Source organism: Escherichia sp. MOD1-EC5433 (assembly GCF_002966005.1).
Taxonomy (GTDB): domain Bacteria; phylum Pseudomonadota; class Gammaproteobacteria; order Enterobacterales; family Enterobacteriaceae; genus Escherichia; species Escherichia ruysiae.
On the sequence record NZ_PTRL01000004.1, the window covers coordinates 153390 to 178909 of the forward strand.

General features: G+C 50.7%; 23 protein-coding genes. 15 read left to right on the forward strand and 8 right to left on the reverse strand.

Going from position 1 to position 25520, the window contains the following annotated elements; translation table 11 throughout:
• Positions 1–87: 87 nt before the first annotated feature.
• Positions 88–1734 carry a class I fumarate hydratase gene (gene fumB, locus C3D30_RS09940; RefSeq protein WP_000066640.1) on the reverse strand — a complete coding sequence of 549 codons (1647 nt, stop codon included), beginning with the start codon at positions 1732–1734 and terminating at the stop codon, positions 88–90.
• A gap of 198 nt (positions 1735–1932) precedes the next feature.
• On the opposite strand from fumB, the gene manA reads away from it, so the two are divergent.
• Positions 1933–3108: a mannose-6-phosphate isomerase gene (gene manA, locus C3D30_RS09945; RefSeq protein WP_105286830.1), complete on the forward strand. Its 1176-nt coding sequence runs from the start codon at positions 1933–1935 to the stop codon at positions 3106–3108.
• 99 nt (positions 3109–3207) lie between these two features.
• On the forward strand, positions 3208–4716 hold the full coding sequence (locus tag C3D30_RS09950; protein ID WP_001043388.1) for a YdgA family protein: 1509 nt from the start codon (positions 3208–3210) through the stop codon (positions 4714–4716).
• A gap of 44 nt (positions 4717–4760) precedes the next feature.
• Here the strand turns inward: C3D30_RS09950 and uidC are convergent, their stop codons facing one another.
• The 6 genes from uidC to malI form a co-directional block, all read right to left on the reverse strand.
• Positions 4761–6026 carry a glucuronide uptake porin UidC gene (gene uidC / locus C3D30_RS09955; RefSeq protein WP_105286831.1) on the reverse strand — a complete coding sequence of 422 codons (1266 nt, stop codon included), beginning with the start codon at positions 6024–6026 and terminating at the stop codon, positions 4761–4763.
• Between the two features lie 38 nt (positions 6027–6064).
• The gene (gene uidB / locus C3D30_RS09960; RefSeq protein WP_105286832.1) at positions 6065–7438 is read right to left on the reverse strand and encodes a glucuronide transporter; all 1374 of its coding nucleotides are present in this window, start codon (positions 7436–7438) and stop codon (positions 6065–6067) included.
• Positions 7435–9246, reverse strand: a complete 1812-nt coding sequence (gene uidA, locus C3D30_RS09965) for a beta-glucuronidase (protein WP_105286833.1) — start codon at positions 9244–9246, stop codon at positions 7435–7437. The genes uidB and uidA overlap by 4 nt, the downstream gene beginning before the upstream one ends.
• 371 nt (positions 9247–9617) lie before the next feature.
• Entirely contained in the window at positions 9618–10205 is a 588-nt protein-coding gene (gene uidR / locus C3D30_RS09970) for a DNA-binding transcriptional regulator UidR (RefSeq protein WP_000369705.1), read from the reverse strand.
• A gap of 231 nt (positions 10206–10436) precedes the next feature.
• A complete protein-coding gene (hdhA, locus tag C3D30_RS09975; protein WP_000483368.1) occupies positions 10437–11204 on the reverse strand; it encodes a 7-alpha-hydroxysteroid dehydrogenase in 768 nt (255 codons plus the stop codon).
• Between the two features lie 111 nt (positions 11205–11315).
• Complete coding sequence (gene malI / locus C3D30_RS09980) at positions 11316–12344, reverse strand: mal regulon transcriptional regulator MalI (protein ID WP_000179524.1); 1029 nt, start codon at positions 12342–12344, stop codon at positions 11316–11318.
• A gap of 174 nt (positions 12345–12518) precedes the next feature.
• On the opposite strand from malI, the gene malX reads away from it, so the two are divergent.
• The 3 genes from malX (at position 12519) to add (ending at position 16398) form a co-directional block, all read left to right on the forward strand.
• Positions 12519–14111 (forward strand): PTS maltose transporter subunit IICB, encoded by a 1593-nt coding sequence (gene malX / locus C3D30_RS09985; RefSeq protein WP_000125486.1) that lies wholly within the window; start codon positions 12519–12521, stop codon positions 14109–14111.
• A 9-nt stretch (positions 14112–14120) separates the two neighbouring features.
• Complete coding sequence (gene malY, locus C3D30_RS09990; protein WP_105286834.1) at positions 14121–15293, forward strand: bifunctional maltose regulon transcriptional repressor/cystathionine beta-lyase MalY; 1173 nt, start codon at positions 14121–14123, stop codon at positions 15291–15293.
• 103 nt (positions 15294–15396) lie between these two features.
• On the forward strand, positions 15397–16398 hold the full coding sequence (gene add / locus C3D30_RS09995) for an adenosine deaminase (RefSeq protein ID WP_000567525.1): 1002 nt from the start codon (positions 15397–15399) through the stop codon (positions 16396–16398).
• Positions 16399–16465: 67 nt separating this feature from the next.
• On the opposite strand, the gene C3D30_RS10000 is transcribed toward add, so the two are convergent.
• Positions 16466–17506: an oxidoreductase gene (locus C3D30_RS10000; RefSeq protein ID WP_001282509.1), complete on the reverse strand. Its 1041-nt coding sequence runs from the start codon at positions 17504–17506 to the stop codon at positions 16466–16468.
• A gap of 241 nt (positions 17507–17747) precedes the next feature.
• Between C3D30_RS10000 and blr the strand changes: the two genes are divergently transcribed.
• The 10 genes from blr (at position 17748) to nth (ending at position 25452) form a co-directional block, all read left to right on the forward strand.
• Entirely contained in the window at positions 17748–17873 is a 126-nt protein-coding gene (gene blr, locus C3D30_RS10005) for a division septum protein Blr (protein WP_032155957.1), read from the forward strand.
• A gap of 272 nt (positions 17874–18145) precedes the next feature.
• A complete protein-coding gene (gene ydgT / locus C3D30_RS10015; protein WP_000126621.1) occupies positions 18146–18361 on the forward strand; it encodes a transcription modulator YdgT in 216 nt (71 codons plus the stop codon).
• An 86-nt stretch (positions 18362–18447) separates the two neighbouring features.
• Positions 18448–18888 (forward strand): DUF2569 domain-containing protein, encoded by a 441-nt coding sequence (locus C3D30_RS10020; protein ID WP_010352892.1) that lies wholly within the window; start codon positions 18448–18450, stop codon positions 18886–18888.
• 76 nt (positions 18889–18964) lie between these two features.
• On the forward strand, positions 18965–19546 hold the full coding sequence (gene rsxA, locus C3D30_RS10025) for an electron transport complex subunit RsxA (RefSeq protein ID WP_000133181.1): 582 nt from the start codon (positions 18965–18967) through the stop codon (positions 19544–19546).
• Positions 19546–20124, forward strand: a complete 579-nt coding sequence (gene rsxB / locus C3D30_RS10030) for an electron transport complex subunit RsxB (protein WP_000991799.1) — start codon at positions 19546–19548, stop codon at positions 20122–20124. The genes rsxA and rsxB overlap by 1 nt, the downstream gene beginning before the upstream one ends.
• A complete protein-coding gene (rsxC, locus tag C3D30_RS10035; protein WP_105284835.1) occupies positions 20117–22435 on the forward strand; it encodes an electron transport complex subunit RsxC in 2319 nt (772 codons plus the stop codon). Before rsxB ends, rsxC begins: the two co-directional genes overlap by 8 nt.
• A complete protein-coding gene (rsxD, locus tag C3D30_RS10040) occupies positions 22436–23494 on the forward strand; it encodes an electron transport complex subunit RsxD (RefSeq protein ID WP_000231898.1) in 1059 nt (352 codons plus the stop codon). It abuts the gene before it with no gap.
• 3 nt (positions 23495–23497) lie between these two features.
• Positions 23498–24118 carry an electron transport complex subunit RsxG gene (gene rsxG / locus C3D30_RS10045; RefSeq protein ID WP_000920784.1) on the forward strand — a complete coding sequence of 207 codons (621 nt, stop codon included), beginning with the start codon at positions 23498–23500 and terminating at the stop codon, positions 24116–24118.
• A gap of 3 nt (positions 24119–24121) precedes the next feature.
• On the forward strand, positions 24122–24817 hold the full coding sequence (gene rsxE, locus C3D30_RS10050) for an electron transport complex subunit RsxE (RefSeq protein ID WP_105286835.1): 696 nt from the start codon (positions 24122–24124) through the stop codon (positions 24815–24817).
• On the forward strand, positions 24817–25452 hold the full coding sequence (nth, locus tag C3D30_RS10055) for an endonuclease III (protein ID WP_001030339.1): 636 nt from the start codon (positions 24817–24819) through the stop codon (positions 25450–25452). Before rsxE ends, nth begins: the two co-directional genes overlap by 1 nt.
• Positions 25453–25520 lie beyond the last annotated feature (68 nt).

Genomic DNA, 25520 nt, shown 5'->3' on the forward strand with positions numbered 1-25520 from the left:
TTTTAGCTCACTCATTATTTACTATTTGATAACAAATGTTTGGTCTTTCGTGCCATGTAAAAAAGCCGCCCCGAAGGACGGCTCTGTTTATTTCACGCAGCGGGTGCACTGCGTGAGCTGTATCTGCTGGAAGAAGTCATTTCCTTTATCATCCACAAGAATAAACGCCGGGAAATCTTCCACTTCGATTTTCCAGATAGCTTCCATTCCCAGTTCAGGATACTCAACACATACCAGACTCTTAATACTACCCTGCGCCAGCACTGCCGCCGGGCCGCCAATACTACCGAGGTAGAAGCCACCGTGTTTTTTACAGGCATCCGTCACCTGCTGGCTGCGGTTGCCTTTCGCCAGCATGATCATACTTCCGCCCTGCGCTTGCAGTTGATCGACATAAGAATCCATCCGTCCGGCGGTTGTTGGACCAAGAGAACCGGAGGCATAACCTTCCGGCGTTTTTGCCGGCCCCGCGTAGTAAATCGGGTGATCTTTGATGTATTGCGGTAGCCCTTCGCCGTTGTCCATGCGCTCTTTCAGTTTGGCATGGGCGATATCACGACCGACGATGATAGTACCGTTAAGCGACAATCGCGTAGAAACAGGATATTGCGACAACTGAGCAAGGATCTCTTTCATCGGACGATTAAGGTCTACGCGCACCGCCTCGCCTTCTCCCGCTTTACGCAATTCTTCAGGGATATATTTGCCTGGATTATGTTCCAGTTTTTCGATCCAGATCCCCTGACGGTTGATCTTCGCTTTAATATTACGGTCAGCGGAACAGGAAACGCCCATACCAACCGGGCAGGATGCGCCATGACGCGGCAGGCGAATCACGCGGATATCGTGAGCGAAGTATTTACCACCAAACTGCGCCCCCAGACCAAGATTTTGCGCTTCGATCAGCAATTCTTTTTCCAGCTCCACATCGCGGAAAGCCTGACCGTGCTCATTCCCTTCCGTTGGCAGTTCGTCATAGTATTTAGCGGAAGCCAGTTTTACCGTTTTAAGGTTAGTTTCCGCAGAAGTTCCGCCAATAACGAACGCAATGTGATACGGAGGACAGGCCGCCGTCCCCAGCGTGCGCATTTTCTCAACCAGATAATTTTTCAGTTTCCCCGGCGTCAGTAACGCTTTGGTTTCCTGATAAAGATACGTTTTGTTTGCCGAACCGCCACCTTTGGCAATACAGAGGAATTTGTACTCGTCACCATCAACGGCATAAAGATCGATCTGCGCTGGCAGGTTGGTGCCGGTATTCACCTCTTTATACATGTCCAGCGGCGCGTTTTGCGAGTAGCGCAAATTATCTTCGATATAGGTGTTATAGACACCGCGAGCCAAAGCCGCTTCGTCGCCACCACCTGTCCATACGCGCTGCCCTTTTTTACCAACGATAATCGCGGTGCCGGTATCCTGACAGGTTGGCAGAACGCCTTTTGCCGCGATATCGGAGTTTCGCAGGAATTGCAGCGCCACATATTTATCGTTTTCGCTGGCTTCCGGGTCACGCAGAATGTCGGCCACCTGTTGTTGGTGAGCCGGACGCAGCATAAATGACGCATCATGAAACGCCTGACGCGCCAGCAGAGTTAACGCTTCTGGCGCGACTTTCAAAATCTCCTGCCCTTCAAATTCAGATACGCTAACGTGTTCGCTGGTCAGCAGGTAATACTCGGTATCATCTTTTTTGAGTGGGAAAGGAGCCTGATAATGAAAGGGTTTGTTTGACATTGTTCTCTCACTTACTGCCTGGTTTGGTTATGCTCTGGGCGGGTGTTCCGTTGCCCTGTTAAAAGCGAGTAACAATATCCTACACACTTTTTTAACAAAAACTGAGACTAGTACGACTTTTTGCGGCTCCAGGTTACTTCCCGTAGGATTCTTGCTTTAATAGCGGGATTAATTTCCACATTTAAACAGGGATTGATCATGCAAAAACTCATTAACTCAGTGCAAAACTATGCCTGGGGCAGCAAAACGGCGTTGACTGAACTTTATGGTATGGAAAATCCGTCCAGCCAGCCGATGGCCGAGCTGTGGATGGGGGCACATCCGAAAAGCAGTTCCCGTGTGTACAATGCCGCAGGAGATATCGTTTCACTGCGTGATGTGATTGAGAGTGATAAATCGACTCTGCTTGGAGAGGCCGTTGCCAGACGCTTTGGCGAACTGCCTTTCCTGTTCAAAGTATTATGCGCAGCCCAGCCGCTCTCCATTCAGGTTCATCCAAACAAACGCAATTCTGAAATCGGTTTTGCCAAAGAAAATGCCGCAGGTATTCCGATGGATGCCGCCGAGCGTAACTATAAAGATCCTAACCACAAGCCGGAGCTGGTTTTTGCGCTGACGCCTTTCCTTGCGATGAACGCGTTTCGAGAGTTTTCCGAGATTGTCTCCCTGCTCCAGCCGGTCGCAGGTGCACATCCGGCGATTGCTCACTTTTTACAACAGCCTAATGCCGAACGTTTAAGCGAACTGTTCGCCAGCCTGTTAAATATGCAGGGTGAAGAGAAATCCCGCGCGCTGGCGATTTTAAAATCGTCGCTCGACAGCCAGCAGGGTGAACCGTGGCAAACGATTCGTTTAATTTCTGAATTTTACCCGGATGACAGCGGTCTGTTCTCCCCGCTGTTGCTGAATGTGGTGAAACTGAACCCTGGCGAAGCGATGTTCCTGTTCGCTGAAACACCGCACGCCTACCTGCAAGGCGTGGCGCTGGAAGTGATGGCGAACTCCGATAACGTGCTGCGTGCGGGTCTGACGCCTAAATACATTGATATTCCTGAGCTGGTTGCCAACGTGAAGTTCGAAGCCAAACCAGCTAACCAGTTGTTGACCCAGCCGGTGAAGCAAGGTGCAGAACTGGACTTCCCGATTCCGGTGGATGATTTTGCCTTCTCGCTGCATGACCTTAGCGATAACGAAACCACCATCAGCCAGCAAAGTGCCGCCATTTTGTTCTGCGTTGAAGGCGAAGCAACTCTGTGTAAAGGTTCTCAACAGTTACAGCTTAAACCGGGTGAGTCAGCGTTTATTGCCGCCAACGAGACACCGGTGACAGTGAAAGGCCACGGACGTTTAGCCCGTGTTTACAACAAGCTGTAAGAGCTTACTGAAAAAATTAACATCTCTTGCTAAGCTTATTAAAGGCTTATAACACTTCAGGCGGCCAGTCCGCCTGATTTCATTTTATGGATAATCACTATGAATAAATCGCTGGTAGCGGTAGGCGTCATTGTTGCGCTCGGCGTAGTCTGGACAGGCGGCGCATGGTACACAGGCAAGAAAATAGAAACCCATCTCGAAGACATGGTCGCGCAGGCGAATGCGCAACTTAAGCTGACGGCTCCTGAATCCAACCTGGAAGTGAGTTATCAAAACTATCATCGCGGCGTGTTCAGCAGCCAGTTACAACTGGTGGTGAAACCCGTTGCCGGGAAAGAAAATCCGTGGATTAAAAGTGGTCAGAGCGTCATCTTCAACGAATCTGTTGATCATGGTCCCTTTCCCTTGGCTCAGCTGAAAAAACTGAACCTGATCCCATCGATGGCGTCGATTCAAACCACGCTTGTCAACAACAATGTGAGCAAGCCACTGTTTGATATGGCAAAAGGAGAAACACCTTTTGAGATTAACTCCCGCATTGGTTACAGCGGTGATTCCAGCTCAGATATCTCTCTCAAGCCACTGAATTACGAACAAAAAGATGAAAAAGTCGCCTTTAGCGGCGGCGAATTCCAGTTAAATGCAGACAGAGACGGCAAAGCTATCTCCCTTTCCGGGGAGGCGCAAAGCGGTCGGGTAGATGCGGTTAACGAATACAACCAGAAAGTACAGTTGACCTTTAATAATCTGAAAACCGACGGTTCCAGCACGCTGGCAAGTTTTGGTGAGCGCGTGGGCAACCAAAAACTGTCACTGGAAAAAATGACCATTTCGGTGGAAGGCAAAGAACTGGCACTGCTGGAAGGCATGGAGATCAGCGGTAAATCAGACCTGGTCAATGACGGTAAAACGATCAATAGCCAACTGGATTATTCGCTAAATAGCCTGAAGGTACAGAATCAGGATCTGGGCAGCGGCAAGCTGACTTTAAAAGTCGGTCAGATTGATGGCGAAGCCTGGCATCAGTTTAGCCAGCAATATAACGCGCAAACTCAGGCACTGCTGGCACAGCCAGAGATTGCCAACAATCCCGAACTTTATCAGGAGAAAGTGACAGAAGCCTTCTTTAGCGCCCTGCCACTGATGTTGAAAGGCGATCCGGTGATAACTGTCGCTCCGTTAAGCTGGAAAAACAGTCAGGGTGAAAGTGCGCTGAATCTGTCGCTGTTCCTGAAAGATCCGGCAACGACTAAAGAAGCGCCGCAGACACTGGCTCAGGAAGTTGATCGCTCGGTTAAGTCTCTGGAGGCAAAACTGACCATTCCGGTTGATATGGCAACTGAGCTGATGACCCAGGTAGCGAAGCTGGAAGGTTATCAGGAAGATCAAGCTAAAAAACTGGCAAAACAGCAAGTTGAAGGTGCATCAGCAATGGGTCAGATGTTCCGACTGACCACCTTGCAGGACAATACCATCACCACCAGCCTGCAATATGCTAACGGTCAGATCACGTTGAATGGCCAGAAAATGCCGCTGGAAGATTTTGTTGGTATGTTTGCAATGCCAGCATTAAACGTTCCGGCTGTACCAGCCATTCCGCAACAGTAATTCACTGCCAAAACGCCGGAGAGTTTTCTCTCCGGCGTTTTTTCTCACCTCAGCATAAAGTCATACTGAATACTCATTTTCACATCCCAGTAATTCAGGCGATCGCCCAGCGCACTGCCATCGCGCTTTTCCCGCCCTTTATCGGCGGCAAGAAAGAAATTCATCCCTTGTAGCGCCCCTTCGCTGACCCGATAGTTCATACCACCTAAGATGCCCGCACCTTCAATCCGCACGTCTCGTTTACTGGATTCATAACCACGGGTCACAATCGGCGCAAAAGTCAGCGTAAATTGCGGGGTTAGACGATAGTTGACGCCCAATTGCCAGGACTGCATTCCTTCACGGTTACGATCTAGACTTAATGAAAAAGGATAGCCAATGTCAGTGTCCACCACGGCGCCATTCATCGCATGACGCAGATAACCACCACTACCAAATACACTTCCCCACGGCGTGCTCCAGGTCAATTGTCCACTAACCAACGTCGTTTCATTGGGCTGCCTGGTATTACGACTTAAGCCTTCGAGTTGCGCGTAAAAGCCGAGCAACTCTCCTTTCAGAGCATAATTCTGGTCGAGGGGTATGCTTTTCTCCAGAATACTTTGTATCTGATTGGAAACATCTTTCTGTGCCGATGCGCCCAGAGAATAGCGACTGGTATCATCATGCCAACTGGCGGCTAAAAAAGAACGTGCGCGATGTTTATCGTATTTCCCCGTCTGGCTGTTATACACCCCTTCATCACGAATACCGGTTGTTGAGTCGGTCCACAAAAATACTCTTGAGCGCCACATTCCCCACAGTTCGATATTAGGTGTTAAAGCCCAATAACCTAATACCCCTTCGGAAACAGTTGGTAATGTACGTTGCGAACTGCCAGCAATTAACGGAATACGATAAGGTAAACTGCCATAACTATAATCTGTTCCGAAGCGGCCTAATTTAAGCAAACTATTTTCACTCGGTTTTATTTTTACCGCGCCCAGGGCATAGCCAAAACTTTTATCGCCGTCAAGATACCATCGGGTACTCATATCAGCGCGAGCACCTAATTTATAAACATAATATGCTCCACCTTCGACGCCAATAATATTAGAATAATAGCCACTATTAAAATCGAGTAATCCTCCCTGTACCCACGCGTAAATATCTCTTCCCGCACCAGCACTGGGCTTGTCGGCCCGGCGTAATTCATTTTTCAGTCTGATACGTAGCCCCGCTTCATCGTCAACCAGTTGCGCGGCGTAAGCAGAGGTAAGGCCAGAGGCAGCCGTCAGGCAAATAACGGCCATGGCCACTATTTTTCTCATAGTTGCACCTTTGATGTTCTGATTATTTTTATAGAATATTAATTAGTGATATCGCTGATTAATTGCTGCTGCATTTGTTTGCGATTATCAATTTCAACCACGATTTCTTTGAATTTATTATCCGTGAGCGGATAAAACCAGATTATAGCGAATGCCAGTAGCATAAATCCGCAAGGGACTAAGGCAATTGATGTGCGTATCCCCATAATAACTTCCGGTGTTTGTGCCTGATTCGCAATATATCCGCTTAATCCCAAAATAAAGGCGGGAATTGAACCTCCTATTGCCTGGCCGCATTTGCGGGTAAATGAGAATAGCGAATAGGTAAGCCCTTCAATTCGCACGCCGGTCAGGTATTCACCGTATTCTACGGTATCAGCTTCCAGCGCCCACATCACGGTCATGGTAACGCCCTGACCAATTGAAGCGATGGCTAACGCGACCAACGCCACTGGCAGCGACCAGACGGAAACCCAGAAGAACAGCAAATAACCGCAGGTTCCCAGCAGAGCGCCAATCAGGAAAGTATTCTTTTTACCAATCCTGGCGACCATCCCTGGCACCAGCGGTGCCGACGCCACTGTACCGACCAGGTTTTGCACCAGTACCAGCACAGTAAACAGACCGGTGTCATTCAGCACATAGCGAACATAGAACAACGACGATGCGCTGACCGCGAAGGTCGAAATCAGCACACACAGTGCACCGATGCACAACATAAACAGCGGACGATTCCGTTTCAGCGTTTGCAGACTGATCTTCAATGACGGCTGTGCCACGATCCGTACCACATTCTCACGCGTCGATTTGAAGCAGATGAAGTAAAGCACCATCCCGGCAATGGCCAGTACAATCGTCCAGAAATGGTACACCGACACCATCTCCTCCGGGCTGGAGTTTTTAATGCTCGGTCCTATCAGAAAAGCCAGACAGACAAAGGTCAGCGAAGCGGCAATTCCTCGAGCCGCGCCCAGACGGGCGCGGGACTGCGGTTGTTGGGTCATCGCGGTAGCAAGTGAACCATAAGGAATATTCACCAGGCTGTAGCAAAGCCCGAGGCCCATGTAGGTCAAATATGCATACACTACTTTGCTGCTATGACTCCAGTCGGTCGGCACCCAGAATACCAGCACGCTGAAGATCATTAACGGCGCAGTACCGAAGAGTAAAAACGGGCGGAATTTTCCCCTGCGGGTATTTACACTGTCCACCACTCGTCCGGCAAAGACGTCGGCGAAAGCATCGAATACCCGAACCAGTAACAGCATGGTGCCCGCCGCAGCGGCACCGACGCCAGCGACGTCGGTGTAGTAACTCAACAGGAAGAGCGCCCCCATTGCGAAGGCGAAGTTATTGGCGACGTCACCGAGGCTGTAGCCGACGATGGTGCGCCAGGAGAGTTGTTGATTCATTGTTTGCCTCCCTGCTGCGGTTTTTCACCGAAGTTCATGCCAGTCCAGCGTTTTTGCAGCAAGAAAGCCGCCGACTTCGGTTTGCGGTCGCGGGTGAAGATCCCTTTCTTGTTACCGCCAACGCGCAAAATGCCCTGCGAGGTTGCAAAATCGGCGAAATTCCATACCTGTTCACCGACGACGGCGCTGACGCGATCAAAGACGCGGTGATACATATCCAGCCATGCACACTGATACTCTTCACTCCACATGTCGGTGTACATCGAGTGCAGACCGGCTAACGTATCCACGCCGTATTCGGTGATGATAATCGGCTGATGCAGTTTCTCCTGCCAGGCCAGAAGTTCTTTTTCCAGTACCTTCTCTGCCGTTTCCAAATCGCCGCTTTGGACATACCAACCGTAATAACGGTTAAGACACAGCACATCGAAGAGATCGCTGATGGTATCGGTGTGAGCGTCGCAGAACATTACATTGACGCAGGTGATCGGTCGCGTCGGGTCGAGTTTACGCGTTGCTTCCGCCAGTGGCGCGAAATATTCCCGTGCACCTTGCGGACGGGTATCCGGTTCGTTGGCAATACTCCACATCACCACGCTTGGGTGGTTTTTGTCACGCGCAATCAGCTCTTTAATCGCCTGTAAGTGCGCCTGCTGAGTTTCCCCGTTGACTGCCTCTTCGCTGTAGAGTTCTTTCGGCTTGTTGCCCGCTTCGAAACCAATGCCTAAAGAGAGGTTAAAGCCGACAGCTGCAGTTTCATCAATCACCACGATGCCATGTTCATCTGCCCAGTCGAGCATCTCTTCAGCGTAAGGGTAATGCGAGGTACGGTAGGAGTTAGCCCCAATCCAGTCCATTAATGCGTGATCGTGCACCATCAGCACGTTATCGAACCCTTTGCCGCGTAAATCTGCATCTTCATGGCGACCAAAACCAGTGAAGTAGAACGGTTTGTGGTTGATCAGGAACTGTTCGCCACTCACTGCCACTGACCGGATACCGATGCGCAGTGGATAGATGTCGCACTCTGTCTGGCTTTTGGCTGTGACGTACAGTTCATAGAGATAACCTTCACCCGGTTGCCAGAGGTGCGGATTCACTACTTGCAAGGTTCCGTTGTTGCCTTGTCCTGTTGCAACAACCTGTTGATCCGCATCACGCAGTTCAACGCTGACATCACCATTTGCCACCACCTGCCAGTCAATAGACGCGTGGTTACAGTCTTGCGCTACATGCGTCACCACGGTGATATCGTCTACCCAGGTGTTCGGCGTGGTGTAGAGTATTACGCTACGATGGATCCCGGCGTAGTTAAAGAAATCATGGAAGTAAGACTGCTTTTTCTTACCGTTTTCGTCGGTAATCACCATTCCCGGCGGGATAGTCTGCCAGTTCAGTTCGTTGTTCACACAAACGGTGATACGTACACTTTTCCCGGCAATAACATATGGCGTGACATCGGCTTCAAACGGCGTATATCCCCCCTGATGCTCCATCACTTCCTGATTGTTTACCCACACTTTGCCGTAATGAGTGACCGCATCGAAACGCAGCACGATACGCTGCCCCGCCCAACCTTTAGGTATAAAGACTTCGCGCTGATACCAGACGTTACCCACATAATTACGAATATCCGCATCGGCGAACTGATCGTTAAAACTGCCCGGCACAGCAATTGCCCGGCTCTCTTGTAACGCGCTTTCCCACCAACGCTGATCAATTCCACAGTTTTCGCGATCCAGACTGAATGCCCACAGGCCGTCGAGTTTTTTGATTTCACGGGTTGGGGTTTCTACAGGACGTAACATAAGGGACTCCTCATTAAGATAAAAATACTGGTCAACCTTTAATCTGATTAGTTAACCAATTTTGTGATGTACACAGTTATCTGTGAGAAACCCATGGAAGAGAAATGGAAATAAAAAGAACTGACACCGCGATCAAAAAACCAAAAACTGCAATACCCACAGCGTGATACGGATCGCATTAATCTTTAAAACAGCGTTGACAGAAGCCACAAAATAAGCAATCGAACGTTCATTCGAATAGATTTTAAATGATAAATTTACGTGTCATATGGCCACTGTGTATGTGTTAACGGTGGTTTTGTGACGAAACGGAAAGAGTTTCTATGCAGGATTAAGCAGGCCAGTCTTCACCGACCCGCGAAAAGACAGAATCAGGATGCGGTTAAAATACCGCCAATCATCGCGCGTAATCCCCGGGCGAATGACGCTTCACACGCCAGGTCTTCGGCTTCGATATCGGCCAGTACGCCATAGGTCAAATCCAGCAGTAAACGAGAGGTCATTGCCGTGTTGATGTCAGGGTTTATCTCACCTTTTTGCTGGGCATCGCGCATACGCTGGGCGATAAACTCCGTAATCGTCAGATGCTTATTCTTTAGCATGGCGGCGACCTGTGGATTGCGCATCCCTTCTGCCATAATTTCGACCACCAGCGCCCTTTGTCCAAAGGCTTCATGAGTGAGAGACACTATCGACTCGACCATATAGTCAACGAAATGAATCCCTTCGATAGGTTCGCGGAAGCGGATCACCGCCCTCTCCTGATCCTGAAGGATAATCGCCTGAATCAGGGCTTCTTTAGAAATGAAATGGTGATAGAGCGTTCCTGGGCTTATGCCGCAAGATTTACAGATGGCTTTCATCGAGGCACTGTGAAATCCATTTTCTGAAAAAATCTCTCTGGCAGCATTGAGGATCCGGGTCCGTGTCGGTTGCGCTTCAGTCTGCATGTTATCCATCGTTAAACCATTATAGTTAGCGTGAATAAGTAGTTTACCGCTTTGCTATGCAAGCGCCTAACATTGCAGGTCAAATGTGCGAAGCCCCCCGCATTCGAGTATTATTCACACGATAATTGGTCAACCAACAATCGAAATGTGGCAACCAGTAGCGAGATGGAGACATTCTTCTGATAACCCATCAGCACCGGAAAACAACGCTGAGTTGCGTTGTTTTCCGGTTTATTCGAATTAATTGAGTTCCTGTACCCCACCGCCGGAGACAGTGAGAATTTGTCCGCTTATCCAGCTGGCTGCGGGTGAACACAAGAACAACGCCGCATTAGCAATATCTTGCGGTTGGCCCAGACGTCTGATTGGCGTGTGTTGCAACATTTTTTGTTCGATTTCTGGTGTAATAACGGATTTGAGGGCATCCGTTAATATTGCTCCCGGCGCAATACCATTCACCCGAATATTTTTTTCACCCAGGTCAAACGCCATATTCCTGACCAGATGACTGGCCGCAGCTTTAGAGGACGCATACGAGGTCATGTTTTTATTTTTATTTTCTGCCGCCATGGAAGTGATAGTCAGAATAACGCCACCGCCATTTTTTTCCATTTCTGGCGCAATGAGTTGTGAAAGATGGAAAAAAGAAAAGACATTCAGTTCATAAGCGCGGCGAAAATCCGCCATTGGCATATCAAATGGCTTAGGACCACCGCCACCAGCGTTGTTAACCAGAATATCCACTTTACCCAACTTACTAATGGCAAAGTCTGCCAGAGCGGATAATTCCTGTTCGGACGTAATATCACAGCGCCACGCAAATGCCTGACCACCCAGTTGTTGAATCTCATCAACAACATGATTTGCTGCATCGGCGTTAATATCACTGACCACTACAGATGCACCTGCTGTCGCGAATGTAATGGCGATTTCTTTACCAATACCTGCACCCGCACCGGTGATGATGGCGCATTTTCCGTCGAGTCTCAGGTTGTCAGAATTAAACACATAAACCTCCTGTGAACTTCAGTAAAAATAAAAGGCACCGCCTGTGTGCCACATTTTTTATCATTAACCTTGAGGAAAGGACACTACCAGGTATAGCAGATAAAGAGAGGATTATTTCGCCGCAATGAGCCGGGCGGGGATAATAAGATTACGTGAATGCGTCTCTTCATGGGTGATTTTTTGCATCATGCGATCCGCAAGTGTTGTACCAAGTTCCCGCGCAGGTGTACTTGCCCAGGTAACGGGTATGTCATCAAGTGTGGTTTGCGTCGCATCGGTAAATGCCGCCAGCGAAACCTGTTGCTCAAAGTAACGATCGACTCCGCTTTCCCCGCTCTGGCGCCCTGCTTTTAGCAAACCAAACCATGCCCCCATCGCAATAGTTTCGTTATAACAAACCACGGCGCTGATAGTCGGGTTACGGCGCAAAAGTGCCGTGATAGCTTCCGCAGCTTGCTTCTGGCTGGAAGCGCACTCCAGTACCCAATCGCTGTGAAACGGCAGGCCAAATTTTAATAATGTCGCACAGTATCCCCCCACCCGCTCCGCGCGGGTTAATGAAGAACTTTGCCCTCCCAGCCAGGCGATACGCTGATGTCCATTGCGAATGAGATGCTCCGTCAACAACTGTGCAGCCTGCATGTTGTCCGGGCGAACCGTATCGACATCATCAAGATAACTGGCACGGGAAGCGAAAATCACCGGGATACCTTTTTCTTCTGCCATCCGCCGCAGGCCATCGCTGCTTCCCGCCGCACCGGCAATCACTACACCATCGACGCCCTGGTTGAGCAACAGTGAGAACCGCTGTGCCAACTGCTCGCCGTCTTTACCGCCGTGAAGCAAAAAAACCATCCGCCCCTGCGCCTCCAGAGCTTCCGTCAATCCGGCCGTTAATTCAGCGTAAAATGACGTAGATAAATCACGCACGATCAAACCAATGACGCCGCTTTGCCCGCCGCGCAGTGCCGACGCCTGGCGATTGCGCACAAATCCCAGCTCTTCAATAGCTGCGTTAACCCGTTCCCCCGTAGCGGTAGATATCCGTCCTTTTCCGCTAAGTACCAGCGAAACGGTACTGACCGATACTCCCGCAGCCAGCGCAACATCATGAATGGTGATTTTTTTGGCGGTAGCCATACAGATGACCTACTCCCTGATTTTGTGACAGATAAAACGTTTTACCTTTAATTTATCTTATACCCGCTATTATCGTCGCGTAATGTGATTTATGCCTCACTAAAGTTTGATAAAACGTTTTATCTTCTCGCGCAATTTATTGAATCCAGACTGTTCTTAACAAGGAGTCGTTTTATGACGGCGAAAGCAGCACCGAAAGTCACGCTGTGGGAATTTTTCCAGCAGTTAGGCAAAACCTTTATGTTACCCGTCGCATTACTGTCGTTCTGCGGCATTATGTTAGGGATTGGTAGTTCCCTTAGTAGCCATGATGTCATCACCCTCATCCCGGCATTGGGTAACCCCGTGTTGCAGGCTATCTTTACCTGGATGAGTAAAATTGGCTCGTTCGCTTTTAGCTTTCTGCCGGTGATGTTCTGTATTGCGATCCCGCTAGGGCTGGCGCGCGAGAACAAAGGCGTAGCAGCGTTCGCTGGTTTCGTGGGTTATGCGGTAATGAACCTGGCGGTTAATTTCTGGTTGACCAATAAAGGCATTCTGCCAACCACCGATGCAGCCGTTCTGAAAGCCAATAACATCCAGAGCATTCTTGGGATCCAGTCGATCGACACCGGGATCCTCGGTGCGGTAATCGCCGGTATTATCGTCTGGATGCTGCATGAGCGTTTCCATAATATCCGTCTGCCGGATGCGCTGGCATTCTTCGGCGGTACGCGCTTCGTGCCAATTATCTCCTCGCTGGTGATGGGTCTTGTCGGTCTGGTGATTCCGTTAGTCTGGCCGATTTTTGCCATGGGTATTAGCGGCTTAGGTCATATGATCAACAGCGCGGGTGATTTCGGACCTATGCTGTTTGGTACGGGTGAACGTCTGCTGTTGCCGTTTGGTCTGCATCACATTCTGGTGGCATTAATTCGCTTTACCGACGCGGGCGGCACGCAGGAAGTCTGTGGACAAACCGTCAGCGGCGCACTCACCATCTTCCAGGCGCAATTAAGCTGCCCGACCACTCACGGTTTCTCTGAAAGCGCCACGCGTTTCCTCTCCCAGGGTAAAATGCCTGCATTCCTCGGCGGTCTGCCAGGTGCTGCATTAGCCATGTATCACTGTGCTCGCCCGGAAAACCGTCATAAAATTAAAGGTCTGCTGATTTCTGGCCTGATCGCCTGTGTTGTTGGCGGCACTACCGAACCGCTGGAGTTCCTGTTCCTGTTCGTAGCGCCAGTTCTGTACGTCATCCACGCGCTGTTAACCGGCCTCGGCTTCACCGTCATGTCTGTGCTCGGCGTCACCATCGGTAATACCGACGGCAATATCATCGACTTTGTGGTGTTCGGTATTTTGCATGGCCTGTCGACTAAGTGGTACATGGTGCCAGTGGTGGCGGCAATCTGGTTTGTCGTTTACTACGTCATCTTCCGTTTCGCTATCACCCGCTTCAATCTGAAAACCCCGGGGCGCGACAGTGAAGTTGCCAGCTCAATCGAAAAAGCCGTTGCTGGTGCGCCGGGTAAATCAGGTTACAACGTTCCGGCAATTCTCGAAGCCTTAGGCGGTGCCGACAATATTGTCAGCCTGGATAACTGCATTACCCGCCTGCGTTTGTCAGTGAAAGATATGTCGCTTGTTAATGTGCAGGCGCTAAAGGACAATCGGGCAATTGGCGTAGTACAACTTAATCAACATAACCTGCAGGTTGTTATCGGGCCGCAAGTTCAGTCTGTAAAAGACGAAATGGCTGGTCTGATGCGTACTGTTCAGGCATAAGGATAAAATATGTTCGATTTTTCAAAGGTCGTGGATCGTCATGGAACATGGTGTACACAGTGGGACTATGTCGCTGACCGTTTCGGCACTGCTGACCTGTTACCGTTCACGATTTCAGACATGGATTTTGCTACCGCCCCCTGCATTATCGGGGCGCTTAATCAACGCCTGATGCACGGTGTATTTGGCTACAGCCGCTGGAAAAACGATGAGTTTCTCGCGGCTATTGCCCACTGGTTCTCCACCCAGCATAACACCGCCATTGATACGCAGTCGGTAGTTTATGGTCCTTCTGTTATCTATATGGTGTCGGAATTGATTCGCCAGTGGTCTGCTGTCGGTGAAGGTGTAGTGATCCATACCCCAGCTTACGACGCATTTTACAAAGCCATCGAAGGTAATCAGCGCACCGTGATGCCCGTTGCTTTAGAGAAACGGGCAGACGGCTGGTTTTGCGATATGACCAAACTGGAAGCGGTGTTGGCAAAACCGGAGTGTAAAATTATGCTCCTGTGTAGCCCGCAGAACCCCACCGGTAAGGTCTGGAGTTGTGACGAACTGGAGATAATGGCAGACCTGTGCGAGCGGCATGATGTGCGCGTTATCTCCGATGAAATCCATATGGATATGGTATGGGGCGAGCAACCGCATATTCCCTGGAGTAACGTGGCGCGCGGAAACTGGGCGCTGCTGACCTCAGGCTCAAAAAGCTTCAACATACCCGCTCTGACCGGAGCCTACGGCATCATTGAAAATAGCGATAGTCGCGAGGCGTATTTATCGGCACTGAAAGGTCGTGATGGATTGTCCTCACCAGCCGTACTGGCGCTTACCGCCCATATTGCCGCCTATCAACAAGGCGCGCCGTGGCTGGATGCCTTACGTGTCTATCTGAAAGACAATCTGACATATATCGCAAATACGATGAATGCAGCGTTCCCGGAACTCAACTGGCAGATCCCACAATCCACTTATCTTGCCTGGCTTGATCTACGTCCGTTAAATATAGACGACAACGCATTGCAAAAAGCCCTGATTGAGCAAGAAAAAGTAGCGATCATGCCGGGATATACCTACGGTGAAGAGGGTCGTGGCTTTGTTCGTCTCAATGCCGGATGCCCGCGTTCAAAACTGGAAAAAGGTGTTGCCGGTTTGATTAACGCCATCCGAACTGTACGTTGATTACGATTGCGCAACGTAAATAATCGTTGCGCAATCGTAGATTTTCACCCGGTTTTGTTTTTATAATGGTGCGCACTTTTATATACAGAAAAAGAGTGCGACCATGATTGATACCACCCTGCCATTAACCGATATCCATCGCCACCTTGATGGCAACATTCGTCCCCAGACCATTCTTGAACTTGGCCGCCAGTATAATATCTCGCTTCCTGCACAGTCCCTGGAAACGTTGATCCCTCACGTTCAGGTCATCGCCAACGAACCCGATCTGGTTAGCTTTCTGACCAAACTTGACTGGGGCGTTAAAGTTCTTGCCACGCTCGACGCCTGCCGTCGCGTGGCGTTTGAAAATATAGAAGATGCCGCCCGTAATGGCCTGCACTATGTTGAACTGCGTTTTTCGCCGGGTTACATGGCGATGGCGCATCAGCTGCCTGTCGCTGGCGTCGTCGAAGCAGTCATTGATGGCGTACGTGAAGGCTGCCGCACCTTTGGCGTGCAGGCGAAACTTATCGGTATTATGAGCCGAACCTTTGGCGAAGCCGCCTGTCAGCAAGAGCTGGAAGCATTTTTGGCTCACCGCGATCAGATTACCGCACTGGATTTAGCCGGTGATGAGCTTGGTTTCCCGGGGAGTCTGTTCCTTTCTCACTTCAATCGCGCGCGTGATGCAGGCTGGCATATTACTGTCCATGCAGGCGAAGCCGCCGGGCCAGAAAGCATCTGGCAGGCTATTCGTGAACTGGGGGCGCAGCGTATTGGACATGGCGTAAAAGCCATTGAAGATCGGGCGCTGATGGATTTCCTCGCTGAACAGCAAATTGGTATTGAATCTTGTCTGACCTCAAATGTTCAGACCAGCACCGTAGCGTCTCTGGCGGCACATCCGCTGAAAACGTTCCTTGAGCATGGTATTTGTGCCAGCATTAACACTGACGATCCAGGCGTACAGGGTGTGGATATCATTCACGAATATACCGTTGCCGCGCCGGCTGCTGGGTTATCCCGCGAGCAAATCCGCCAGGCGCAGATTAATGGTCTGGAAATGGCTTTCCTCAGCGCAGAGGAAAAACGCGCACTGAAAGAAAAAGTAGCAGCGAAATAAGAACATGCCTGATAAGACACGTAAGCGTCGTATCAGGCATTAAACTCATCAAGAATGTCTACATTATTTACGCCAGACACAGCGTCGCGCGATGTTTGGCGGATTCAATGCCCAGCTCAATCAGCTCCATCACCTGGATTGCCTGACTTGCCGGAACCGGATTTTCTCCATCGCCATTCAACGCATCACGAATAGCAGCATAGTAAGCCGGATAATTTCCCGGCACCGTGAGCAGTGTTTCTTCGACACGTTCTTCACCTTCAACGCGGGTAAGTACGCCGTCACGCATATCGTAGCCCCAATCCTCTTGTGGCAGACGCTCGCCATTTTTCAAGCGTTCTTCCTGTGGATCGAGGCCATATTTAATATAGCTGCCGCGAGAGCCATGAACGATATAACGCGCCGACTCTGCCGCTGCCAGCATAGTGCCGTGTAAAATAACCCGCCGCTGTGGATAGGACAAAATGGCGTGGAAATAATCGGTCGACTGCGCTCCTGGGCGTAACTGTGCTAAATCCACGGTCATGCTGACAGGTAAGCCAAACAACGTAATGGCCTGATCGAGCAGATGCGGTGCCAGATCGTACCAGATACCGCTGCCAGGACCGCCCTGTTCACGCCAGCGATCGCGTACCTGCGGACGGAAACGATCAAAATGTGACTCAAAGTAAGCAACCTCACCCAGCACACCTTCCGCAAGTAATCCTTTCAGCGTCAGAAAATCGCTGTCCCAGCGACGGTTATGAAACACGGACAACACGCGTCCAAGGCTTTTTGCCAGCGCATCCAGCTCCCGCGCTTGTGACAGCGTCACGGTAAAGGGCTTATCAACGACTACGTGTTTACCCGCTTCCAGCGCCGCTTTCGCTAACGGAAAATGAGTATCGTTGGGCGTAGGAATGACAATCAGGTCAATATTGGGATCATTAAAGAGATGCTTCGGTTCAGAGACAACCGTAACCGTTGGCCAGTCGGCCTTTACTTTTGTTTCGTCACTGCTGGAGATAACTGCCAGCTCCAGCCCGGGCGTGCCCGCAATCAGGGGCGCATGGAAGGTTTTACTCGCATAACCGTACCCAATCAACCCAACACGGATGTTGTCGCTCATGTCATTGCCTCTCATTGAAGTATGATTGCTATTTGACACTATCCTTTACCCTCTCTCAACAGTTTAATAACCTGCCTGCAATAAGGGATGTTATTTAACTTAAGTCAAAAAAATAGCTAATTTTCCGAAGGAAAAAGATAAATATCGCAAAAACATCAGTAAAAATCTTGCTGGAGCAATTATTGCTAAGTAACATTTACGGCCTTAGTTAATGGATCAATCAACATAGATGTAGGCAGTAATGAATCGTCTTATTGAATTAACAGGTTGGATCGTTCTTGTTGTTTCAGTCATTCTTCTTGGCGTGGCGAGTCACATTGACAACTACCAGCCGCCAGAACAGAGTACCCAGGTGCAACACAAGTAATCTCTGCGTTTGCAAGGCAACATGCAGCCATCCGGGTGCATGTTTTAACTTGACAGGTATTTAAACCAGGAATTTATTATCTTGCTCGATGGAGTTGACGATTGTCAGGAATAGTAAAGCGCGTTACTCTTTTATTAGCAGTATTTCATCCCTGAATATTTGCCATCAGCACATTCTTATTATTGTTATTGCAAAAGCGTTCACCGCTGGTGAAATTTTATCATAACATATAACACCTACCACTTTGGTATTAGTTATTTTATGGATCTTTTATGACTGCTCAGGAATACTTATTAAAGTTTCGTAAAATCAATTCTCTCGAAAGTCTGGAAAAACTCTACGACCACCTTAATTACACCCTGACGGACGATCAGGATATTATCAATATGTATCGCGCAGCCGATCACCGCCGTGCTGAACTGGTCTCTGGCGGTCGATTGTTTGACCTTGGCCAGGTTCCAAAGTCCGTCTGGCACTATGTTCAATAAAGAAAGTAGCGATCGGTTATAAAAGCCTTATAATAACGCCCCTAAAATTAGATTTGCCTGTTTGCTGTCGCTATTCTGGAGAACGTATGACCACCACAACGCCACAACGTATTGGAGGCTGGTTGCTTGGGCCGTTAGCCTGGCTGTTAGTCGCCCTATTGAGTACGACGCTGGCGTTGTTGCTGTACTGTGCAGCGTTATCCTCTCCTCAAACATTTAAAACGCTCGGCGAACAAACACTAACGACGCAAATCTTATGGGGCGTTTCGTTTATTACCGCTATTGCCATGTGGTATTACACCTTGTGGTTAACTATCGCATTCTTTAAACGCCGGCGTTGTGTTCCTAAACACTATATTATCTGGTTACTGATTTCCGTATTACTGGCGGTTAAAGCCTTCGCGTTTTCGCCAGTTGAAGATGGTGTCGCCGTTCGCCAGTTGCTGTTTACTTTGCTGGCAACCGCATTGATCGTCCCCTATTTCAAACGCTCGTCGCGGGTGAAAGCGACGTTTGTGAATCCGTAATAACCTTACAGTTAACCTGTTGTCGCCTGCTCTGGATTAACGGATAATAGGCGGCTTTTTTATTTCAGGCCGAAAAATGACTGACTACCTGTTACTGTTTGTCGGAACTGTACTGGTCAATAACTTTGTACTGGTCAAGTTTCTGGGGCTTTGCCCGTTTATGGGCGTTTCCAAAAAGCTGGAAACCGCAATGGGCATGGGGCTGGCAACAACATTTGTGATGACGCTGGCGTCTATTTGCGCCTGGCTTATCGACACGTGGATTTTGATCCCACTCGATCTGATTTACCTGCGCACCCTGGCCTTTATTCTGGTGATTGCCGTGGTCGTGCAGTTCACCGAGATGGTGGTACGTAAAACCAGCCCGGTGCTTTACCGACTGCTGGGGATTTTTCTCCCGCTTATCACCACCAACTGTGCGGTGCTCGGCGTGGCATTGCTGAATATCAATCTCGGACACAATTTCTTGCAGTCGGCACTGTACGGTTTTTCTGCTGCTGTCGGCTTCTCGCTGGTGATGGTGCTTTTCGCCGCCATTCGCGAACGCCTTGCTGTGGCTGATGTCCCGGCACCTTTTCGCGGTAATGCCATTGCTCTCATTACCGCAGGTCTTATGTCTCTGGCCTTTATGGGCTTTAGTGGTTTGGTGAAGTTGTAATGAATGCTATCTGGATTGCCGTTGCCGCCGTGAGCCTGCTGGGTCTGGCGTTTGGCGCCATTCTGGGTTATGCCTCCCGCCGTTTTGCGGTGGAAGACGATCCGGTCGTTGAGAAAATTGACGAAATCTTACCGCAGAGCCAGTGTGGGCAGTGCGGTTATCCTGGCTGTCGCCCGTATGCGGAAGCCATCAGCTGTAATGGTGAAAAAATCAACCGCTGCGCCCCTGGCGGCGAAGCTGTAATGCTAAAAATTGCCGAACTGCTTAATGTCGAGCCGCAGCCGCTGGATGGCGATGCGCAAGAGTTGACGCCTGCGCGGATGGTGGCGGTTATTGATGAAAATAACTGTATTGGCTGCACCAAGTGCATTCAGGCGTGTCCGGTAGACGCCATCGTTGGCGCTACCCGTGCCATGCATACGGTAATGAGTGATCTCTGTACGGGCTGCAATTTATGCGTTGACCCGTGCCCGACGCACTGCATCTCGTTGCAACCGGTCGCAGAAACGCCTGACTCCTGGAAATGGGATCTGAACACCATTCCCGTGCGCATTATTCCCGTGGAACACCATGCTTAAGTTATTCTCTGCATTCAAAAAAAATAAAATCTGGGATTTCAACGGCGGCATCCATCCACCGGAGATGAAAACTCAGTCCAACGGTACTCCCCTGCGCCAGGTTCCATTGGCGCAGCGTTTTGTCATGCCATTGAAACAGCATATTGGTGCTGAAGGTGAGCTGTGTGTTAACGTCGGCGATAAAGTATTGCGCGGTCAGCCGCTTACCCGTGGTCGCGGCAAAATGCTGCCGGTTCACGCGCCAACGTCTGGCACGGTTACGGCTATTGCACCCCACTCGACGGCTCATCCTTCAGCCTTAGCTGAATTAAGTGTGATTATTGATGCCGATGGTGAAGATTGCTGGTTCCCACGTGACGGCTGGGCTGATTACCGCTCACGCAGCCGGGAAGAATTAATTGAACGCATTCATCAGTTTGGCGTCGCCGGGCTGGGTGGTGCAGGCTTCCCGACAGGCGTTAAATTGCAGGGCGGCGGCGATAAAATCGAAACCTTGATTATTAACGCAGCCGAGTGCGAACCGTATATTACCGCTGATGACCGTCTGATGCAGGATTGCGCTGCTCAGGTCGTAGAAGGCATTCGCATTCTTGCGCATATCCTACAGCCGCGCGAAATCCTTATCGGTATTGAAGATAACAAACCTCAGGCGATCTCCATGCTTCGCGCGGTGCTGGCGGATTCTCACGATATTTCTCTGCGGGTGATTCCAACCAAATATCCTTCCGGCGGCGCCAAACAGCTAACGTACATCCTGACCGGGAAACAAGTACCGCACGGCGGTCGCTCATCGGATATCGGCGTGTTAATGCAAAACGTTGGTACGGCTTACGCAGTAAAACGCGCAGTAATCGATGGTGAACCGATTACCGAGCGCGTGGTGACGCTGACCGGCGAAGCGATTGCTCGTCCGGGCAACGTCTGGGCGCGTCTGGGTACGCCGGTGCGTCATTTATTGAACGATGCCGGATTCTGCCCTTCTGCCGATCAAATGGTGATTATGGGCGGCCCGCTGATGGGCTTTACCTTACCGTGGCTGGATGTACCGGTAGTCAAAATCACCAACTGCCTGTTAGCTCCGTCCGCCAGTGAACTGGGCGAACCACAGGAAGAACAAAGCTGCATCCGCTGTAGCGCCTGTGCCGATGCCTGCCCTGCGGATCTTTTGCCGCAGCAGTTGTACTGGTTCAGCAAAGGTCAACAGCACGACAAAGCCACCACGCATAACATTGCCGACTGCATTGAATGCGGTGCCTGCGCGTGGGTTTGCCCGAGTAATATTCCCCTGGTGCAATATTTCCGTCAGGAAAAAGCCGAGATTGTCGCCATTCGTCAGGAAGAGAAACGCGCCGCAGAAGCTAAAGCGCGTTTTGAAGCTCGTCAGGCACGTCTGGAACGCGAAAAAGCTGCGCGTCTTGAACGACATAAGAGCGCAGCAGTTCAACCGGCAGCCAAAGACAAAGATGCGATTGCTGCCGCACTGGCACGTGTGAAAGAAAAACAAGCTCAGGCCACGCAACCGATTGTGATTAAAGCGGGCGAACGCCCGGATAACAGCGCGATTATTGCGGCACGGGAAGCCCGTAAAGCACAAGCCAGAGCAAAACAGGCAGAATTGCAGCAAACTAACGACGCCGCAAGCGTTGCTGATCCACGTAAAGCGGCAGTAGAGGCCGCAATTGCTCGAGCGAAAGCACGCAAGCTGGAACAACAACCTGCTAACGAATCGCCGCAGGAACAGGTTGACCCGCGCAAGGCCGCCGTCGAAGCCGCTATCGCCCGCGCCAAAGCACGCAAGCTGGAGCAGCAGCAGGCTAACGCAGAACCAGAAGAACAGGTTGACCCGCGCAAAGCCGCCGTCGAAGCCGCTATTGCCCGCGCCAAAGCACGTAAGCTGGAGCAACAGCAGGCTAACGCAGAACCAGAAGAACAGGTCGACCCGCGCAAGGCCGCCGTTGAAGCTGCTATCGCCCGCGCCAAAGCACGCAAACTGGAACAGCAGCTGGCAAACGCAGAACCAGAAGAACAGGTCGACCCGCGCAAAGCCGCCGTTGAAGCTGCTATCGCCCGCGCCAAAGCACGTAAGCTGGAACAGCAGCCGGCAAACGCAGAACCAGAAGAACAGGTTGATCCGCGCAAGGCCGCCGTTGAAGCCGCTATTGCCCGCGCCAAAGCACGCAAACTGGAACAGCAACAGGCTAATGCAGAACCAGAAGAACAGGTCGATCCGCGCAAAGCGGCAGTTGCTGCGGCTATAGCCCGCGTTCAGGCCAAAAAAGCCGCCCAGCAAAAGGTTGTAAACGAGGACTAAATGGTATTCAGAATAGCTAGCTCCCCTTATACCCATAACCAGCGCCAGACATCGCGCATTATGTTGCTGGTACTGATCGCAGCCGTGCCCGGAATCGCTGCGCAACTTTGGTTTTTTGGCTGGGGTACTCTCGTTCAGATCCTCCTGGCGTCGGTCAGTGCACTGTTAGCCGAAGCTCTTGTGCTGAAACTGCGCAAACAGCCTGTTTCCACAACCTTGAAAGATAATTCGGCGCTTTTAACAGGGTTGTTACTCGCCGTAAGTATTCCCCCCCTCGCACCGTGGTGGATGGTCGTGCTGGGTACGGTGTTTGCGGTGATCATCGCTAAACAGTTATACGGCGGTCTGGGGCAAAACCCGTTTAACCCGGCGATGATTGGCTATGTGGTCTTACTGATCTCCTTCCCGGTGCAGATGACCAGCTGGCTGCCACCGCATGAAATTGCGGTCAACATTCCTGGCTTCATCGACGCCATACAGGTTATCTTCAGCGGTCATACTGCCAGCGGCGGTGATATGAACACGCTACGCTTAGGTATTGATGGCATTAGCCAGGCAACGCCACTGGATACGTTCAAAACTTCTGTCCGCGCCGGTCATTCGGTTGAGCAGATTATGCAGTATCCGATCTACAGCGGTATTCTGGCGGGTGCTGGCTGGCAATGGGTAAACCTCGCCTGGCTGGTTGGCGGCGTGTGGTTGCTATGGCAGAAAGCTATTCGCTGGCATATTCCGGTCAGCTTCTTAGTAACGCTGGCGTTATGCGCAACGTTGGGCTGGTTGTTTTCACCAGAAACACTGGCATCACCGCAAATTCATCTGCTTTCTGGCGCGACCATGCTCGGCGCATTCTTTATTCTGACCGATCCGGTGACCGCTTCTACGACCAATCGTGGTCGTCTGATTTTCGGTGCGCTGGCGGGCTTATTAGTCTGGTTGATCCGCAGTTTCGGCGGCTATCCTGACGGCGTGGCTTTTGCTGTCTTGCTGGCGAACATCACGGTTCCTCTGATCGATTACTACACGCGTCCGCGCGTCTACGGCCATCGCAAAGGATAAACCATGCTGAAAACTATCCGAAAACACGGTATTACACTGGCGCTGTTTGCTGCGGGTTCAACAGGTTTAACGGCGGCCATCAACCAGATGACCAAAACGACGATTGCCGAACAGGCCAGCCTGCAACAAAAGGCGTTATTTGATCAGGTGCTGCCAGCCGAACGCTATAACAATGCGCTGGCGCAGAGTTGCTACCTGGTGACGGCACCAGAGTTAGGTAAAGGTGAGCATCGGGTTTACATCGCTAAACAGGATGACAAGCCGGTAGCCGCCGTTCTGGAGGCGACCGCGCCGGATGGCTATTCCGGTGCGATTCAGCTACTGGTGGGAGCCGATTTTAACGGCACGGTACTTGGCACGCGCGTGACAGAACATCACGAAACGCCAGGGCTTGGCGATAAAATCGAACTGCGCCTTTCAGACTGGATCACCCATTTTGCAGGTAAAAAAATCAGCGGTGCTGACGACGCACACTGGGCGGTGAAGAAAGATGGTGGTGATTTCGACCAGTTTACTGGCGCGACGATTACGCCTCGCGCGGTGGTGAATGCGGTAAAACGCGCCGGATTGTACGCTCAGACGTTACCGGCACAACTTTCTCAACTTCCTGCCTGTGGAGAATAAACCGTGAGCGAAATTAAAGACGTTATTGTTCAGGGGTTATGGAAGAACAACTCCGCACTGGTTCAGTTGCTTGGCCTCTGCCCGCTGCTGGCGGTCACGTCCACTGCCACCAACGCACTGGGTTTAGGGCTTGCGACGACGCTGGTGCTGACGCTTACCAACCTGACTATCTCGACACTGCGTCACTGGACGCCAGCTGAGATCCGTATCCCGATCTACGTGATGATCATCGCCTCGGTTGTCAGCGCCGTACAGATGCTGATCAACGCCTACGCCTTCGGCCTGTATCAGTCGTTAGGGATTTTTATTCCGCTGATTGTCACTAACTGTATCGTTGTGGGTCGCGCTGAAGCCTTCGCCGCCAAAAAAGGTCCGGCGCTTTCGGCTCTTGATGGTTTTTCGATAGGCATGGGCGCAACCTGCGCAATGTTCGTGCTGGGTTCACTGCGCGAAATCATCGGCAACGGAACGTTGTTTGACGGTGCCGATGCGCTGTTGGGTAACTGGGCAAAAATATTGCGGGTGGAGATCTTCCACACTGATTCCCCTTTCCTGCTGGCAATGTTACCACCAGGCGCATTTATTGGTCTGGGACTGATGCTGGCAGTGAAATATCTGATTGATGAAAAAATGAAAAAGCGCCGCGCTGAAGCCGTCGCCGAACGCGACTTGCCGAACGGTGAAACAGGGAATGTCTGATGAACAAAGCAAAACGCCTGGAGATCCTCACACGCCTGCGTGAGAACAATCCTCACCCCACAACCGAGCTTAATTTCAGTTCGCCTTTTGAATTGCTGATCGCCGTACTGCTTTCCGCCCAGGCCACCGATGTCAGCGTTAATAAGGCGACGGCGAAGCTCTACCCGGTGGCTAATACACCTGCAGCAATGCTCGAACTGGGCGTCGAAGGGGTGAAAACCTATATCAAAACTATTGGGCTTTATAACAGCAAAGCGGAAAATATCATAAAGACCTGCCGTATCTTACTGGAACAGCATAATGGCGAAGTTCCGGAAGATCGCGCGGCGCTTGAAGCTTTGCCAGGCGTAGGACGTAAAACAGCTAATGTGGTGTTGAATACCGCTTTCGGCTGGCCGACCATCGCTGTAGATACCCACATTTTCCGTGTCTGCAACCGCACCCAATTTGCACCAGGAAAAAATGTCGAGCAGGTCGAGGAAAAATTGCTGAAAGTGGTGCCAGCAGAATTTAAAGTCGATTGCCACCACTGGTTAATTCTTCACGGACGTTATACCTGCATCGCCCGCAAGCCCCGCTGTGGCTCCTGCATTATTGAAGATCTTTGTGAATACAAAGAGAAAGTTGACATCTGACACAAATGGGTAGCGTCGTCTACCCATCCATTACCTTTCCTTATCTTCTTCAAAAACATCCTTCTAAC

Excerpts from the sequence above, each read along its gene's own strand:
- uidR (WP_000369705.1), bottom strand. The coding sequence starts at position 10,205 with ATGGATAACATGCAGACTGAAGCGCAACCGACACGGACCCGGATCCTC.
- rsxB (WP_000991799.1), top strand. The coding sequence starts at position 19,546 with ATGAATGCTATCTGGATTGCCGTTGCCGCCGTGAGCCTGCTGGGTCTG.
- blr (WP_032155957.1), top strand. The coding sequence starts at position 17,748 with ATGAATCGTCTTATTGAATTAACAGGTTGGATCGTTCTTGTTGTTTCA.
- fumB (WP_000066640.1), bottom strand. The coding sequence starts at position 1,734 with ATGTCAAACAAACCCTTTCATTATCAGGCTCCTTTCCCACTCAAAAAA.
- rsxC (WP_105284835.1), top strand. The coding sequence starts at position 20,117 with ATGCTTAAGTTATTCTCTGCATTCAAAAAAAATAAAATCTGGGATTTC.
- rsxA (WP_000133181.1), top strand. The coding sequence starts at position 18,965 with ATGACTGACTACCTGTTACTGTTTGTCGGAACTGTACTGGTCAATAAC.
- ydgT (WP_000126621.1), top strand. The coding sequence starts at position 18,146 with ATGACTGCTCAGGAATACTTATTAAAGTTTCGTAAAATCAATTCTCTC.
- malY (WP_105286834.1), top strand. The coding sequence starts at position 14,121 with ATGTTCGATTTTTCAAAGGTCGTGGATCGTCATGGAACATGGTGTACA.
- uidA (WP_105286833.1), bottom strand. The coding sequence starts at position 9,246 with ATGTTACGTCCTGTAGAAACCCCAACCCGTGAAATCAAAAAACTCGAC.
- nth (WP_001030339.1), top strand. The coding sequence starts at position 24,817 with ATGAACAAAGCAAAACGCCTGGAGATCCTCACACGCCTGCGTGAGAAC.
- manA (WP_105286830.1), top strand. The coding sequence starts at position 1,933 with ATGCAAAAACTCATTAACTCAGTGCAAAACTATGCCTGGGGCAGCAAA.
- uidB (WP_105286832.1), bottom strand. The coding sequence starts at position 7,438 with ATGAATCAACAACTCTCCTGGCGCACCATCGTCGGCTACAGCCTCGGT.
- C3D30_RS09950 (WP_001043388.1), top strand. The coding sequence starts at position 3,208 with ATGAATAAATCGCTGGTAGCGGTAGGCGTCATTGTTGCGCTCGGCGTA.
- add (WP_000567525.1), top strand. The coding sequence starts at position 15,397 with ATGATTGATACCACCCTGCCATTAACCGATATCCATCGCCACCTTGAT.
- malI (WP_000179524.1), bottom strand. The coding sequence starts at position 12,344 with ATGGCTACCGCCAAAAAAATCACCATTCATGATGTTGCGCTGGCTGCG.
- malX (WP_000125486.1), top strand. The coding sequence starts at position 12,519 with ATGACGGCGAAAGCAGCACCGAAAGTCACGCTGTGGGAATTTTTCCAG.
- C3D30_RS10000 (WP_001282509.1), bottom strand. The coding sequence starts at position 17,506 with ATGAGCGACAACATCCGTGTTGGGTTGATTGGGTACGGTTATGCGAGT.
- uidC (WP_105286831.1), bottom strand. The coding sequence starts at position 6,026 with ATGAGAAAAATAGTGGCCATGGCCGTTATTTGCCTGACGGCTGCCTCT.
- rsxD (WP_000231898.1), top strand. The coding sequence starts at position 22,436 with ATGGTATTCAGAATAGCTAGCTCCCCTTATACCCATAACCAGCGCCAG.
- rsxG (WP_000920784.1), top strand. The coding sequence starts at position 23,498 with ATGCTGAAAACTATCCGAAAACACGGTATTACACTGGCGCTGTTTGCT.
- C3D30_RS10020 (WP_010352892.1), top strand. The coding sequence starts at position 18,448 with ATGACCACCACAACGCCACAACGTATTGGAGGCTGGTTGCTTGGGCCG.